This window comes from Agromyces arachidis, assembly GCF_052805135.1.
The window spans coordinates 99,695-113,615 of the sequence record NZ_JBRBDK010000006.1; the positions used below are offsets into that span (position 1 = coordinate 99,695).

At 73.2% G+C, this 13,921-nt stretch carries 13 protein-coding genes; 6 read left to right on the top strand and 7 right to left on the bottom strand.

Annotation, left to right across the window (positions count from 1 at the left end):
* Window positions 1-46: 46 nt before the first annotated feature.
* The 5 genes from ACUY4T_RS09965 to ACUY4T_RS09985 all read left to right on the top strand — a co-directional run bounded on the left by ACUY4T_RS09965 (window position 47) and on the right by ACUY4T_RS09985 (window position 5,933).
* Complete coding sequence (locus tag ACUY4T_RS09965) at window positions 47-1,369, top strand: bifunctional o-acetylhomoserine/o-acetylserine sulfhydrylase (RefSeq protein WP_446018776.1); 1,323 nt, start codon at window positions 47-49, stop codon at window positions 1,367-1,369.
* A 119-nt stretch (window positions 1,370-1,488) separates the two neighbouring features.
* Window positions 1,489-2,697, top strand: coding sequence for a homoserine O-acetyltransferase MetX (gene metX / locus ACUY4T_RS09970; RefSeq protein ID WP_446018777.1), 1,209 nt, complete (start codon window positions 1,489-1,491; stop codon window positions 2,695-2,697).
* A 119-nt stretch (window positions 2,698-2,816) separates the two neighbouring features.
* Window positions 2,817-3,974, top strand: a complete 1,158-nt coding sequence (locus ACUY4T_RS09975; protein WP_446018778.1) for a sensor histidine kinase — start codon at window positions 2,817-2,819, stop codon at window positions 3,972-3,974.
* The gene (locus ACUY4T_RS09980; protein WP_446018779.1) at window positions 3,971-5,278 is read left to right on the top strand and encodes a hypothetical protein; all 1,308 of its coding nucleotides are present in this window, start codon (window positions 3,971-3,973) and stop codon (window positions 5,276-5,278) included. The genes ACUY4T_RS09975 and ACUY4T_RS09980 overlap by 4 nt, the downstream gene beginning before the upstream one ends.
* 1 nt (window position 5,279) lies before the next feature.
* Window positions 5,280-5,933, top strand: coding sequence for a response regulator (locus ACUY4T_RS09985; protein WP_446018780.1), 654 nt, complete (start codon window positions 5,280-5,282; stop codon window positions 5,931-5,933).
* A gap of 19 nt (window positions 5,934-5,952) precedes the next feature.
* Here ACUY4T_RS09985 and ACUY4T_RS09990 read toward each other — a convergent pair whose 3' ends face one another.
* The 4 genes from ACUY4T_RS09990 to ACUY4T_RS10005 all read right to left on the bottom strand — a co-directional run bounded on the left by ACUY4T_RS09990 (window position 5,953) and on the right by ACUY4T_RS10005 (window position 9,788).
* Entirely contained in the window at window positions 5,953-7,227 is a 1,275-nt protein-coding gene (locus ACUY4T_RS09990) for an MFS transporter (RefSeq protein ID WP_446018781.1), read from the bottom strand.
* 74 nt (window positions 7,228-7,301) lie between these two features.
* Window positions 7,302-7,610 (bottom strand): thiamine-binding protein, encoded by a 309-nt coding sequence (locus ACUY4T_RS09995; protein WP_446018782.1) that lies wholly within the window; start codon window positions 7,608-7,610, stop codon window positions 7,302-7,304.
* A 34-nt stretch (window positions 7,611-7,644) separates the two neighbouring features.
* Window positions 7,645-8,916, bottom strand: a complete 1,272-nt coding sequence (locus tag ACUY4T_RS10000; protein ID WP_446018783.1) for a glycosyltransferase 87 family protein — start codon at window positions 8,914-8,916, stop codon at window positions 7,645-7,647.
* A 20-nt stretch (window positions 8,917-8,936) separates the two neighbouring features.
* Window positions 8,937-9,788, bottom strand: a complete 852-nt coding sequence (locus ACUY4T_RS10005) for an ADP-dependent NAD(P)H-hydrate dehydratase (RefSeq protein ID WP_446018784.1) — start codon at window positions 9,786-9,788, stop codon at window positions 8,937-8,939.
* 23 nt (window positions 9,789-9,811) lie between these two features.
* Here ACUY4T_RS10005 and ACUY4T_RS10010 point away from each other — a divergent pair, with 23 nt between their 5' ends.
* Window positions 9,812-10,930, top strand: a complete 1,119-nt coding sequence (locus tag ACUY4T_RS10010) for an NADH:flavin oxidoreductase/NADH oxidase (RefSeq protein WP_446018785.1) — start codon at window positions 9,812-9,814, stop codon at window positions 10,928-10,930.
* 12 nt (window positions 10,931-10,942) lie between these two features.
* Here ACUY4T_RS10010 and ACUY4T_RS10015 read toward each other — a convergent pair whose 3' ends face one another.
* The 3 genes from ACUY4T_RS10015 to ACUY4T_RS10025 form a co-directional block, all read right to left on the bottom strand.
* Window positions 10,943-11,365, bottom strand: a complete 423-nt coding sequence (locus ACUY4T_RS10015) for a VOC family protein (protein WP_446018786.1) — start codon at window positions 11,363-11,365, stop codon at window positions 10,943-10,945.
* Window positions 11,366-11,449: 84 nt separating this feature from the next.
* Window positions 11,450-12,487 carry a hemolysin family protein gene (locus ACUY4T_RS10020; protein ID WP_446018787.1) on the bottom strand — a complete coding sequence of 346 codons (1,038 nt, stop codon included), beginning with the start codon at window positions 12,485-12,487 and terminating at the stop codon, window positions 11,450-11,452.
* Window positions 12,484-13,815 (bottom strand): hemolysin family protein, encoded by a 1,332-nt coding sequence (locus ACUY4T_RS10025; RefSeq protein WP_446018788.1) that lies wholly within the window; start codon window positions 13,813-13,815, stop codon window positions 12,484-12,486. The genes ACUY4T_RS10020 and ACUY4T_RS10025 overlap by 4 nt, the downstream gene beginning before the upstream one ends.
* Window positions 13,816-13,921: the final 106 nt, after the last annotated feature.

The window sequence follows — 13,921 nt, forward strand, 5'->3', positions numbered from 1 at the left end:
GCCCCGGTCGCGGCGCCGCCGCACCGCGAACACGTGAGGAGTCCCCATGTCAGAGCAGGCCGACTGGCGCTTCGAGACCAAGCAGGTGCACTCGGGCGCGGCGCCCGACCCCGTCACGAAGGCGCGCGCGACGCCGATCTACCAGACGACGTCCTACGTCTTCGACTCCGCCGAGCACGCGCAGAACCTCTTCGCGCTGGCCGAGTTCGGCAACATCTACACGCGCATCATGAACCCGACGCAGGCGGTCGTCGAGGAGCGCCTCGCGGCGCTCGAGGGCGGCAGCGGGGCGCTGCTGGTCGCCTCGGGCCAGGCGGCCGAGACCTTCGCCGTGCTGAACATCGCGCAGGCCGGCGACCACATCGTCTCGTCGTCGTCGATCTACGGCGGCACCTACAACCTCTTCAAGTACACCCTCGCCAAGCTCGGCATCGAGACGACGTTCGTCGAGAACCAGGACGACGCCGACGAATGGCGACGCGCGGTGCGCCCGAACACCAAGCTGTTCTTCGCCGAGACGATCGGCAATCCGAAGATCAACATCCTCGACATCGAGCTCGTCTCGGGCGTCGCGCACGACGCGGGCATCCCCCTCATCGTCGACAACACGATCGCGACGCCCTACCTCATCCGCCCGTTCGAGCACGGCGCCGACATCGTCATCCACTCGGCGACGAAGTTCCTCGGCGGCCACGGCACCGTCATCGGCGGGGTCATCGTCGACGGCGGCCGCTTCGAGTGGTCGAAGAACGTCGAGAAGTTCCCCGGCCTCACCGAGCCCGACCCCTCGTACCACGGCGCGAGCTACACGGCCGCCGTGGGCGACCCGCTGGCGTTCGTCATCAAGGCGCGGGTGCAGCTGCTCCGCGACCTCGGCGCGTCCATCGCCCCGGCGAGCGCGTGGCAGCTCATCCAGGGCATCGAGACGCTCTCGCTGCGCATCGAGCGGCACGTGCGGAACGCGCAGGAGATCGCCGAGTGGCTCGACGGCCACCCCGACGTGGCGAGCGTCAACTACTCCGGACTGCCCTCCAGCCCGTGGTATGCGGCCGCGAACCGCTACGCACCCAAGGGCGTGGGCGCCGTGCTGTCGTTCGAGCTCAAGGGCGGCGTCGACGCCGGTCGGGCGCTGGTCGACAACCTCTCGCTGTTCAGCCACCTCGCCAACATCGGCGACGTGCGCTCGCTCGTGATCCACCCGGCCTCGACGACGCACTCGCAGCTCACGCCCGAGCAGCAGCTCACGACGGGAGTGACGCCCGGGCTGGTGCGCCTTTCGGTCGGCATCGAGAACGTCGACGACCTCAAGGCCGACCTCGAGGCGGGCCTCGCCGCCGCGCGTCGTGCGTCGGAGGCCGCGCGCGTGTAGGCGGCGGCCCGGTCGAGCGGATGCCGCGTCCCGCCGGGCGCGGCATCCGCTCGATTCGGCCGACCCGCGACGGCGTAACACTCGCCGCGCCGCCGGCGGGTCGAGGGAGAATCGGAGCCATGGACTGGCAGACCACGTCGGAGACGGTGCCCGTGAGCATCGTCCCCGAGGCGCGCGCGGCGGGCCAGCTCGCCGGACGGGCGCCGGCGACGGGCGCGTGGCGGGCGGGTGATCCGGTCGGCGACCGGCGGTTCGCCCGCATCGGCGACGTCGCACTCGAGTCCGGCCAGGTGCTGCCCGACGTCCGCATCGCGTACGAGACCTGGGGCACCCTCTCGCCGGAACGCGACAACGCGATCCTCGTCCTGCACGCGCTCACCGGGGACAGCCACGTCCTCGGGCCGCCGGGGCCGGGACATCCCAGCCCGGGCTGGTGGCCGGGCGTCGTGGGCCGAGGCCGCGCGATCGACACCGACCGGTGGTTCGTCGTCGCGCCGAACGTGATCGGCGGATGCCAGGGATCGACCGGCCCCGCCTCGCTCGCACCCGACGGCGTCGAATGGGGCGCGCGGTTCCCGTTCCTCACGATCCGCGACCAGGTCGTCGCGCAGCGGGCGCTGGCCCGCGAGCTCGGCATCGAGCGGTTCGCGGCGGCCGTCGGCGGCTCGATGGGCGCGATGCACGTGCTGGAGTGGGCCGTCACCGCCCCCGACGCGGTCGAGCGCATCGCCGTGCTCGCCGCCCCCGCGGCGACGACCGCCGACCAGATCGCCCAGAACTCCGTCCAGCTCGAGGCCGTGCGCAGCGACCCCGCGTTCCGCGGCGGCTCGTACTACGACGCCCCGGACGGCGAGGGCCCCACTCGCGGGCTCGCCCTGGCGCGCAGGATGGCGATGCTGAACTACCGGACCCCGGCCGAGCTCGACCAGCGCTTCGAACGGAGCTGGCAGTCCGGGCTCGACCCCCTGGGCGGCGGCGGGCGGTTCGCGGTCGAGTCCTACCTCGACTTCCACGGCAACAAGTTCACCCGCCGGTTCGACGCCAACAGCTACCTGGTGCTCACCGAGTCGATGAACTCCCACGACATCGGGCGCGGGCGCGGTGGCGTGGCCGCGGCGCTCGACCGCGTCGACGCGCTCGCCCTGGTGCTCGGGATCGACAGCGACCGGTACTTCCCGCTCGCGGGCCAGCGGGAGCTCGCCCGCGGCCTGCGCCGCACCGTGCACGGTGATGAGCCGGTGGTGCTCCGCTCGGACTACGGCCATGACGCCTTCCTGATCGAGGACGATGCGGTCGGTGGTGCCCTCGCCGCCCTGCTCGCGGCGTGACCGAACCGGACCGTGCGCCCCGTTCCGCGCCCGATGACCCCCACCGGGGGGTCGCTGTGGGCTATCTTCGAGGGTGACGGCACCGACGTGCCGTGCCGCCCGGCCGTGAAGGGGGTGGAATGCGCCGGATCGACAAGGAGCGCGACCGGCTGCTCCGGCGCCTCGCCCGTGCCGGAAGCCTCACCGGCGCCGTGCTCGCGCTCGCGTGCCTGCTCGTGCCGGGCGCGCTCGATGCGGACCGCTTCGCGCTCGCCGTCCTGATCGACCTGCTGCTGGTCGGGCTCGTCATCCTCGCGACCTCGCGCGGCGCCACGCTGCCGACCCTCGGGACCATCGCGGCCTCGGTCGCCCTGCTGCTCGTCATCGGCCTGGACCCCACGGTCGACCCCGCCGCCGAGACGGCGATGGCGGTGACCGGCGCCCTCACGGCGGCGTCGATCGCGATCCCGTCGGTGGCGCGCCCCGACGGGATCGCCCTCGTGGCGGTGTCGGGCCTCGCCGTCGTGACGGCGGTCGTCGCGTCGTGGTTCGCGGGCGCCGACCTGGGCACCGTCCTCGTGGCCTCGATCGCCGGGTGGATCGCCGCGACGGCGACGGGCCTCTGGCTCAAGCGGGCGATCGATCGTGCCGCCGAGCGCATCGACGAGGTGGGACGCGCGCACCGGGCCGAGCGCCTCGCGAGCGAGTCCGAGGCCCAGCAGCGCCAGGACGCGCGCGTGCTCCACGACACCGTGCTCGCCACCCTCAGCCTGCTCGCCCACTCGGGCGTGGGCGTCGGCGAGAACGCGCTCCGCCAGCAGGCCGGCGACGACGCGCGGCTGCTCAAGCAGCTGCGCCTGGGCGCACCGCTCGATCACGGCTCGAGCACCGCCTTCTCCCCGGACTCCCCCGCGCACGCGCTCGGGACGACGTTCGACTCGGTGCGTCAGCGCTTCGCGCGCATGGGCCTCGACGTGAACTGGCACGGCGCCGGGCAACTCGTCCTGCCCCGCGACGCGCTCGACGCACTGCTCGGCGCGCTCGGCGAGTGCCTCGAGAACGTGCGCCGCCACTCGGGCGTGCACGAGGCCGACGTGACCATCACCGACGACGAGCGCACCGTGCGGGCCATGGTCACCGATCAGGGTGCGGGCTTCGAGCCCGCCTCGGTGGACCCCGCTCGGCTGGGATTCGCCGAGTCGGTCGTCGGGCGCCTGCACGCCGTCGGCGGGCGCGCGCGCGTCTTCAGCTCGCCAGGGTCGGGCACCACGGTGATGCTGGAGGTGCCCAAGCCGTGAGCCGGTTCCAGCGGATGCCGCCGGCGGGGCCGGTCCCACGTGACACGACGCACGAGGCGCAGTTCCGCCGACCGGCGAGGTCGGCCCGTGCCGCCGAGGACATCCGAACCGCGCACGGCGGGCGCCGCCTCGCGGCGGGCGTGACCGTGGCGAGCGTCGCGATCGTGCTCGCGCACCTGCTGCACGCCTGGGGTCTCGACGCCGTGATCCCGCCGGGTCGCGGGCCGGGACCGGCGTGGATCGCGCTCGGGCTGGTCGCCGTCGGCGGGGTCGTCGCGACGCGCGGCCTCAGCCGGGTGCCGGACTGGGTGTTCCTCGCCCTGCTGGCCGCGCTGACGGTGCCGATCTGGCTCGACGTGGCCGCCACCGCCGACCTGCTCCGGTTCGGCGTGACGCCGACGGCCGCGCCGGCTGCCGCTGCGCTGCTCATGCCGGTCGCCGCGCTGCGCGAGACGCGCGGTCCGCTCCTCGCGTCGGCCGTGATCGCCGCGGTGCTGCTGGTCCAGGCCCTGCTGCAGGCGCCCCAGGCCGGCACGCGGACCGTGATCGGCGTCGCGATCGCGGCGTCCGCGGTCGTCCCGGTCGTCCTGGTCGTCATCGCCGTGCGGGGGTTCCGCCGGCTGGTCGGTCGCGAACTCGACCTCACGCTCGTCCAGAGCACGGTCTCGACCCCGCGCTCGGCGGTCGGCATGCGCGCCTCGGAGGAGCTGGCGGAGCTCGACTACGACGCCGAGGCGCTGCTGGACGACGTCGGCGCCGGGCGCATCGCCCTGCCGCTGCCCCCGGCGGCGGCCGAGCGCGCCGGCGTGCTCGCGGCCCGGCTGCGCGTTCGGCTCATCGAGGGACGGACCGACACGTGGCTCCGCCACGCCGTGACCGAGTCGGCGTACCTCAGCCGGCGCGTCACCGTCGACGACCCGACCGGCCTCGCGGGCCTGCTCGGCCAGGTCCAGCGCGACGGGCTCCTCCTCGCCCTGTGGCTGATCGCCGGCCAGCGCCGGACCAAGGCGTCGGCGCCCCCGCTCCGCGTCGTGGTGACGTGCCGCGATCGCGACGCGGAGACGACGGCGCCCGACGAGATGCCCGCCCCCGACGGCAGCCGCATCGCCATCCGCCTCGACGTCTCGGGGCTCGCGCTGCGGAAGGTCGACGAGGCGACGTGGGAAGCACTCGATAGTGTCGGAGGACATGACTCGGTGGCGGCATCCGACGGATTCCGCATCGACATCGACTGCAGGGTGGATCCCACGAACCGTGCAGGAACCGCGACGCCCAACCGCGCCGCTCGACCGAGGGGAGCCTGACGTGCCCGAACCCGACCGCAGTCCGATCCGGCTGGCGATCGTCGACGACCATCGCATGCTGCTGGGTGCGCTCACCGAGTGGGTGCGCGGGGCCGCCTCCGACATCGACCTGGTGGCGGCGGTGCCCTCGTGGTCCGAACTGCTCGCGCACCCGGCATTCCCGGTCGACGTGGTGCTGCTCGACCTCGACCTGCGCGACAACATCCCGATCTCGATCAAGCTCTCGACCCTGAAGTCGGCGAACGTCGCGACCATGCTCATGAGCACGTACTCCGAGCCGGCGGTCGTGCGCGAGGCGCTCGGCGCCGGCGCGGCCGGCTACCTGGTCAAGTCCGAGCCGGTCGAGACCATCGTCGAGGCGATCCGCGCGGCCCAGTCCGGCGAGACGTACATCTCGGCCGAGCTCGAGGAGGCGCTCCACGACGACGGCGCCGCGCCGCGACTCAGCGCTCAGGAGCGCCGGGTGATGGCCCTGTACGGCGCGGGTCAGCCGGTCAAGGCCGTCGCCTTCCAGCTCGGGATCTCGGAGGAGACCGCGAAGAGCTACCTCAAGCGGATCCGGGAGAAGTACCGCCTCGCCGGCCACGACGTGGGCACGAAGGTGGCGCTGCGCAAGCGTGCGATCGCCGACGGCATCCTGCTGCAGTCCGAGTAGGCGGGCGTGCGGGCGGGCGTCAATCGCCGACGGCGGGGACCGCGCCGGTCATCGAGGGCATCGGGATGCCGCGGCGCGCCCGCGCCCGGTCGAGGCCGAACGAGGCCAATGCGAGCGCCGCGCCCGCGACGGTGAGGACCAGCCCGACCCAGACCGGGGCCACGTAGCCGAATCCGGCGGCGATCACGGCGCCGCCGAGCATCGCGCCGAGGCTGTTGCCGATGTTCAGCGCGGAGTGGTTGAGCGCCGCGGCGATCGACTGGCTGTCGCGCGCGATGTCCATCAGGCGGGTCTGGATGGTCGGCGAGAGCGCCGAGGCGGAGGCACCCACGAGGAGGACGCCCACGACGAGTCCGACGGGGTGCGATGCCGTGAGCGCCAGCACCGCGAGCGACGCGGCCATGACGGCGAAGCCCAGGTACATCGAGCGTCGCACGCTCCAGTCGGCGAGGCGCCCGCCGACGAGGTTCCCCACGGTCATGCCGATGCCGATGACGACGAGCACGAGCGGCACCATCGCGCTGTCGAGCCCCGTGACCTCGGTCGCGAGCGGTGCGACGTAGCTGTACATCGCGAACAGGCCGCCGAAGCCGATCGCGCCGATGCCGAGGGCGAACCAGGCCTGGGTCCGGGTGAAGATCCGCAGCTCGCGCCCGACGGTCGCCCGGGGATCGCCCGGCTGCCACGGGACCGCCGCGAGCACGGCGACGAAGGTCGCCGCGAAGATGGCCGCCACGGCCAGGTACGCCACCCGCCACCCCGCGAGCTGGCCCAGCCAGGTGATCGCGGGCACGCCGATCACGTTCGCGATGGTGAGCCCGGACAGCACGAGCGCCACGCCCCGCCCCCGCTTGCCGGGGCCCATCAGGGTCGCGGCGACGAGCGACGCGATCCCGAAGTACGCTCCGTGGGGCAGCGCGGCGACGAACCGCGCGAGGACGACGAGCTCGAAGGTGGGCAGCAACGCGGATGCCGCGGTGCCCGCCGTGAACGCCGTGAGCAGCACGAGCAGCAGTCGCTTCCGCGGCCATCGGGCGGCGGCGGCGGCGATGGTCGGCGCTCCGACGACGACGCCGAGGGCGTACGCCGAGATGATCCAGCCGGCCGCGGCGTTCGCCGTCTCGGTCGAGGTCGCGGCGAGGCCGGGCAGGAGATCGGCGGCGATGTCCGGCAGGAGTCCCATGGCGACGAACTCGGTCGCGCCGATGCCGAACCCGCCCATCGCGAGCGCGAGCAGTGCAAGCCTGGTCCGCACAGGGGACAGGGTCGGCGGCGCGCTCGTCGAGGGGGTCATCCCGACGATTCTGCCACGGATCGAATCGATTCGATAATCGACGCCGCAACGACGCCCGACGCGTTCGGATGCCCTCAGCCGTCGTTGTCGATGGCGGCTTCGAGCCGGTCCACCTTGCCCTCGAGCTCGCCGGTCCAGCCCGGTCGGATGTCGGCCTTGAGCACGAGCGAGACCCGCGAGCCGTAATCGCCGACCGCCTCGGCCGCCTCCTTGACGACGGCGAAGACCTCGTCCCACTCCCCCTCGATCTCGGTGAACATCGAGGTCGTCCGGTTCGGCAGTCCCGAGTCCCGGACGATGCGGACCGCGGCGGCGACCGCATCGTGCACCGACCCGTCGGCGCGACCCGTGCCGCTCGGCGCGACCGAGAATGCGACCAGCATGATGAGCCCCTCCCCGCGGGGGGACGGCCGCCGCTCAGGCCGCGACGCCCGTCGGCGTCTCCCGCCGTACGGAGCCAGCCTGCCACACCTTCACGACCGACCAGGAGAGCAGGACGAACAGCAGCACCACCTTGACGGTGAGCAGCAGGACGAAGCCGGGATCGGCGATGAGCAGCCACCCGTACCAGTACGGGTAGATGGCGTGCGTGAGCAGTGCGGTCGACGACGCGAGCGCGGCCGGCGTGAGGAACCGGCCGCCGCCGAGCGCGATGCCGAGGATGACCGGGGCGGCCAGCCAGGTGACGAACTGCGGCGAACCGACCTTGTTCGCGAGCATGAGCACGGTCGTGAAGGCCAGCGCGAGCGGAGGCAGGAGCGCGATCACGGGAGCCCGCCGCACCGCCGCGCGCACCCCGACCGCGAGCACCGCCGCGACCCCGAGCACCATGAGCGGCGTGGTGACAGCCGCCGCGACCTCCGTGCCCGGGCCCTCGACCTGGAACGTCAGGATGCCCCGGTCGTACTCGATCGTCGCGCGGTCGGTGCCGGCGACGATCCACCAGAGCCAGGGCACCGCGAGCGGCGCCTCCACCTGCAGCCCTCGGCCGGCCTGCTGCGCGACGAAGCCGAAGGCGTTCAGACCCGAGCCGGCGATGAGGCTCACCGCGAGGATGCCGGCCGAGAGCGCGGCAGCCACGACCGCCGCCTCGGCCCTGCGCCGCAACGCGACGACGAGGCTCACGACGAGCGCCGCCGGCCAGACCTTGATCCACGCGCCGATGGTGAGCAGGGTCGCCGCCACCCTCGGTCGCCCGGCGGCCCACAGCAGGCCCACGATCGCGAACGGCACGGTGACCGCATCGATCCGGCCGAGGGCGATCGGACCGAGCATCGCCAGGAACGCGACCCACCACCACGCGGCCGCACGTCGACGGACCGACAGCGTCCCGCGGCCGAGCAGCACCGAGAACGCGATCGCGTCGAGCACGGCGACCATCGCGAGCCAGGCCTCGCCGTACCACTCGCGCCCGAACGCGAGCGCGGCCGTCATGGGCGCGAACGCGAGGATCGGGTAGACCCAGGCCGTGTCGATGCCCATGCGCAGCCAGCCCTGCTGCGCGGTCTCCGCCCAGGCGAGGTAGACCCCGGTCACGTCGCCCATGGGGTACCCGGGCGCGAAGAGGTTGAGCGCGGCGAGCAGGACGTGCACCGCGGCGAAGGCGATCCAGAGCGCGGCACGGCCGCCCAGCCGACGACGGATGCCGCCGGCCGGCGCCTCGCGCAGGCCCGCCTGGTCTGCGCTCATCGCCGACGCCCCTGCACCGGTCACCGGCGCAGGAGGGCGCCGACCACGTGCGGGATCGCCCCGGCCACGTCGGACGCGATCACCGGGCCGCCGTCCCGCGCCTCACTGGCGCGGCGGGCGGCTTCGCCGTGGATGAACGCCGCGGTCGCCGCGACGTGGGCGATGGAGGCCGGGTCGGAGGCGATCCGGTCGCGGTGGGTCGCCGCGAGCGCGCCGACGATGCCGCCCAGCACGTCGCCCGTTCCGGCGCTGGCCAGCCAGTGCGTGGCGGAGGTGACGGTGAGCCGCGCGCCCGACGGGTCGCAGACGTGGGTGACGGCGCCCTTCAGCAGGACCGCGACCTGCAGGTGCTGCGCCGCGCGCTCGGCCCAGCCGGCCGGGTCCGCGCGCACCTCCTCGGCCGACGCGGGCACGTCGTGCCCGCCCAGCAGCTCGGCGAGCTCGCGTGCGTGCGGGGTGATCACCGTCGGCGCCGTGTGCAGGTCGACGAGGTCGAGCGCGCCGGCATCGAGCACGGTCGGTTCACCGGAGGCGAGCGCGTGCTGGAGTTCGCCGGCGAGCAGGATGGACCGATGCGCGGAGTCCATGCCCGAGCCGAGCAGCCACGCCTGCACCCGCCCGGCGACCCCGACCGTCTCGGGGCGCGCGGCGACGACCGACTGCCGCACCGCGCGCGGCCCCGTGAACCGGACCATCCCGACGCCCGTCCGGTGCGCCGCCTCGACCCCGAGGACCGCAGCGCCGGGGAAGTCCGGCGAGCCGGTGATGACCCCGAGCACGCCTCGGCGGTACTTGTCGTCGTCCGCACCCGGCTCCCCCAGCCAGTTCGCCGCGTCGGCGGCGGTCCATTCGCGCCAGGTGCCCGTTGCCATGCCCCAACGATAGGTTGATGGCCATGCCGACGACCATCCCCGCGCCGCGCCCGGCGCTGTTCCGCCCGATGACGCTCCGCGGACTCGAGATCCGCAACCGGGTGTGGGTGCCGCCGCTCTGCCAGTACTCGGTGACCGAGCGCGACGGGGTTCCCCACGACTGGCACCTGGTGCACCTCGGCGCCATGGCCGCGGGCGGGGCCGGCCTGGTGATCGCCGAGGCGACGGCGGTCAGCCCCGAGGGGCGCATCTCCGACCACGACACCGGGCTCTGGGACGATGCGCAGGCCGATGCGTGGTCGCGCATCACGCGCTTCATCCGAAGCCAGGGCGCGGCCTCGGGCATCCAGCTGGCCCACGCCGGGCGCAAGGCCTCGGTCTGGCCCGAGCCGATGCGACTGCCGGGGTCGCAGCCGCTGCACGAGGGCGGCTGGACGACCGTGGCGCCGTCCGCGGTCGCGTTCGACGGGCTCAGGGAACCCGTGGCGCTCGACGAGGCCGGCATCGAGGCGGTCGTCTCCGACTTCCGGGCGGCCGCCCGGCGCGCCGTCCGGGCAGGCTTCGACGTGGTCGAGGTCCACGCGGCGCACGGCTACCTCGTGCACCAGTTCCTCTCGCCGCTCTCGAACCGCCGCGACGACCGGTGGGGCGGGTCGCTCGCGGGGCGCGCCCGGCTGCTCCTCGAGATCGTGCGCGAGGTCCGCGCCGAGATCGGCGAGCGGATGCCGCTGTTCGTGCGCTTCTCGGCGACGGACTGGGCTCCGGGCGGCTGGGACGAGGAGCAGACCTCCGTCGTCGCGGGATGGGCCGCCGAGGCGGGCGCCGACTTCTTCGACATCTCGACGGGCGGGCTCGTCCGAGACGTGCGGATCCCGGTCGGCCCGGCGTACCAGGCGGCGCACGCCGAGTTCGTCGGCGAGCGCGCCGGCGTCTCGGTGTCCGCCGTCGGGCGCATCACCACCCCGGCGCAGGCCGAGGAGTTGGTGGCGTCCGGCGCGGCCGACGCCGTGATGTTCGGCAAGGCGATGATGCGCGACCCGCACTTCGCGCTGCGTGCGGCGCACGAGCTGGGTGCGGGCACGGAGCTGTGGCCGGTGCAGTACGTCCGGGCCCGGCCCGACCTCAACGACGGGGAGTGGTGATCGCGCCGGGGCTCACGTGCGGAGCTCGGCGAACATCCTCCGGGCCTCGTCGATCGGGATCTTGGTGGGCTCGGCGAGCGCGATGATGTTGCCCTCGCTGTCGTCGAACCACGCACCCCGCTCGCCGTCCATGTCGACCACGCCGTCCACGGTGGTGATGCCGGGCAGGTCGTAGTCGTGGAAGACGACGCCCTTGTCGCGGAGCGCCGCCATGTCGCGGTCGAGGTCGTCGGTCATGATCGAGAAGGCCGTCGCCTTGTTGGTCCCGGCGAACTGGGTCTCGTAGACGAGCACGCCGATGCCGCCGATCAGGAAGGCGTCCCCGCCCATGTCGCTCGACACGGGATCGACGCCGAAGGTGTCGTGCCAGAACCTGCGCGCCCGATCGAGGTCGGACGCAGGCAGGACGGCCATCGCGATGGAGTTCTCAAACATGAGTACACCTCAGCTTTCTCGGCGGAAGTCTACGCCTGAGCGCTGGCGTCCGCGCCCCCCGATCAGGTCCGAGCGTGCCCGGGGTCAGCCGCGCCTCGTGGCGTCCTGCACCTCGCCGACCAGCTCCTCGATGATGTCCTCCAGGAAGATCACCCCGGTGGTCGCGCCCGCGCCGTCGAAGGCCCGGGCGACGTGCGTGCCCTGGCGGCGCATCGTCGCCAGTGCGTCCTCGAGGTCGGTGCCGTCGAAGATCGACACGAGGCGCCGCACCCGCTTGGCGGGGATGGGGTCGTCGAACTCGTCGTCGTCGAGGTCGATCACGTCCTTCAGGTGCACGTAGCCGTCGGGCTCGCCGTCGTCGCCCGCGAGCACGTACCGCGAGAAGCCGCGACGCGCGACGGCGCGCTCGACGTCGGCGGGCGTGGCCTCCGCGGGGAGGCAGACGAGCTCGTCCATCGGCACCGCGATGTCGATGACCTGCTTGGTGGTGAACTCGAACGCGGCGCTCAGGGTGCCGCTCGCGTCGGCCAGCATGCCCTCGCGCCTCGACTGGTCGACGATCGTCTGCACCTCCTCGAGCGTGTACGTGGAGGTGGCCTCGTTCTTCGGCTCGACGCCGAACAACCTGAGCACGCCGTTGGCGACCGCGTTCAGCGCGACGATGACCGGGCGGAAGACCCGGGCCGTGAACACCAGCGGCGGCGCGAGCACGAGCACGGCGCGGTCGGGCAGCGAGAAGGACAGGTTCTTCGGCACCATCTCGCCGAGCACGACGTGCAGGTACGACACGAGGACGAGCGCGATGACGAACGCCACCGTCGAGACGACCTCGGGAGACCAGCCGGTGAGCTCGAGCGGGATCTCGAGCAGGTGGTGGATCGCGGGCTCGGACACCGTCAGGATCAGCAGCGAGCAGATCGTGATGCCGAGCTGGCTCATGGCGAGCATGAGCGTCGCGTGCTCCATGGCCCACAGCGCGGTCTTCGCGCTCCGGCGGCCCTTCTCCGCCAGCGGCTCGATCTGCGACCGCCGGGCGGAGATCACGGCGAACTCCGCGCCGACGAAGAACGCGTTGCCCGCCAGCAGGGCGAACAGCCAGGCGAGGCCGGCCCAGTCGCTCATCGCTCGACCTCCGTCAGGGCGTCGGCGTGCGTGCGCGCGGTCGCCGGGGTGAACTGGATCCGGTCGATGCGCCGGCCGTCGAGGCGTTGCACCCGGAAGCGGCCGCCCTCGACGTCGACCTCGTCGCCGACGAGCGGCAGCCTGCCGAGCACGCTCATCACGTAGCCGGCGACCGTCTCGTAGGCGCCGTCCTCGGGCACCTCGATGCCGGTGCGGTCCAGCAGCTCGTCGGGGCGGAGCATCCCCGGGAAGCTGACGAACTCGCCGCGGCGCACAACGCCGGCGCGGGTGCGGTCGTGCTCGTCCGAGACCTCGCCGACGAGCTCCTCGACCAGGTCCTCGAGGGTGGCGACCCCGGCGGTGCCGCCGTACTCGTCCACCACGACCGCCATCTGGTAGCCGCGGCCGCGGAGCTCCCCGAGCAGGGCGTCGAGCTTCATCGTCTCGGGCACGCGCAGTGCCTCGGACTGCAGCGCCGACGCGGGGACCTGCTCGCGCTTCTCGCGCGGGACGGCGACGGCCTGCTTGACGTGCACGAGCCCGACCACGTCGTCGAGGTTCTCGTCGTAGACGGGGAACCGGGAGAACCCGGTCTGCCGGGCGAGCTCCAGCACCGCCTCCGCGGACTCGAGTCGCTGGACCGCCGCGACCCGGGGTCGCGGCGTCATGACGTCGGACGCGTCGTGCTCGGAGAAGCGGAGGGTGCGCCCCAGCAGCGTCGCCGTGTCCTGCTCGAGCAGCCCGGCGCTCGCCGAACGTCGGACGAGGCTCGAGAGCTCCTCGGCCGAACGCGCGCCGGAGAGCTCCTCCTTCGGCTCGATGCCGATCGCGCGCAACAGGCCGTTCGCGCTGCCGTTCAGCAGCGAGATCGCCGGGCGGAACACCCAGGTGAACGCCGTCTGGAACGGCATGACGACCTTCGCGGTCTGCCTCGGCAGTGCGAGGGCGAAGTTCTTCGGGACCAGCTCGCCGATGATCATCGAGAGCAACGTGGCCACCACCACGGCCGCGACGGCGCCGACCGGCCGGACCAGCGCGTCGGGCACGCCGACGGACCCCAACGGCCCGGCCAGGAGCGACGAGATCGCGGGCTCCATCGTGTACCCGGTGAGCAGGGTGGTCAGCGTGATGCCCAGCTGCGCGCTCGACAGGTGCGTCGAGGTGATCTTCAGCCCCTCGATGGTGAGCCCGAGCCGGGTCTCGCCCTTCGCGCGGCGCGCCTCGAGGTCGGCGCGATCGAGGTTCACGAGCGCGAACTCGCTCGCAACGAACAGGCCCGTGCCGATCGTGAGGAGGAGCCCGATGCCGAGGAGGACCCACTCAGACATCCGCACCTCCCCGTGCGGTCACGGGCGAGGGTCTATGGCCGTCGGGATTCGCAGAGGGAGGGTCGTCCATGGTGCCGCCAAGTATATCGACGGATGGCTGGACGGC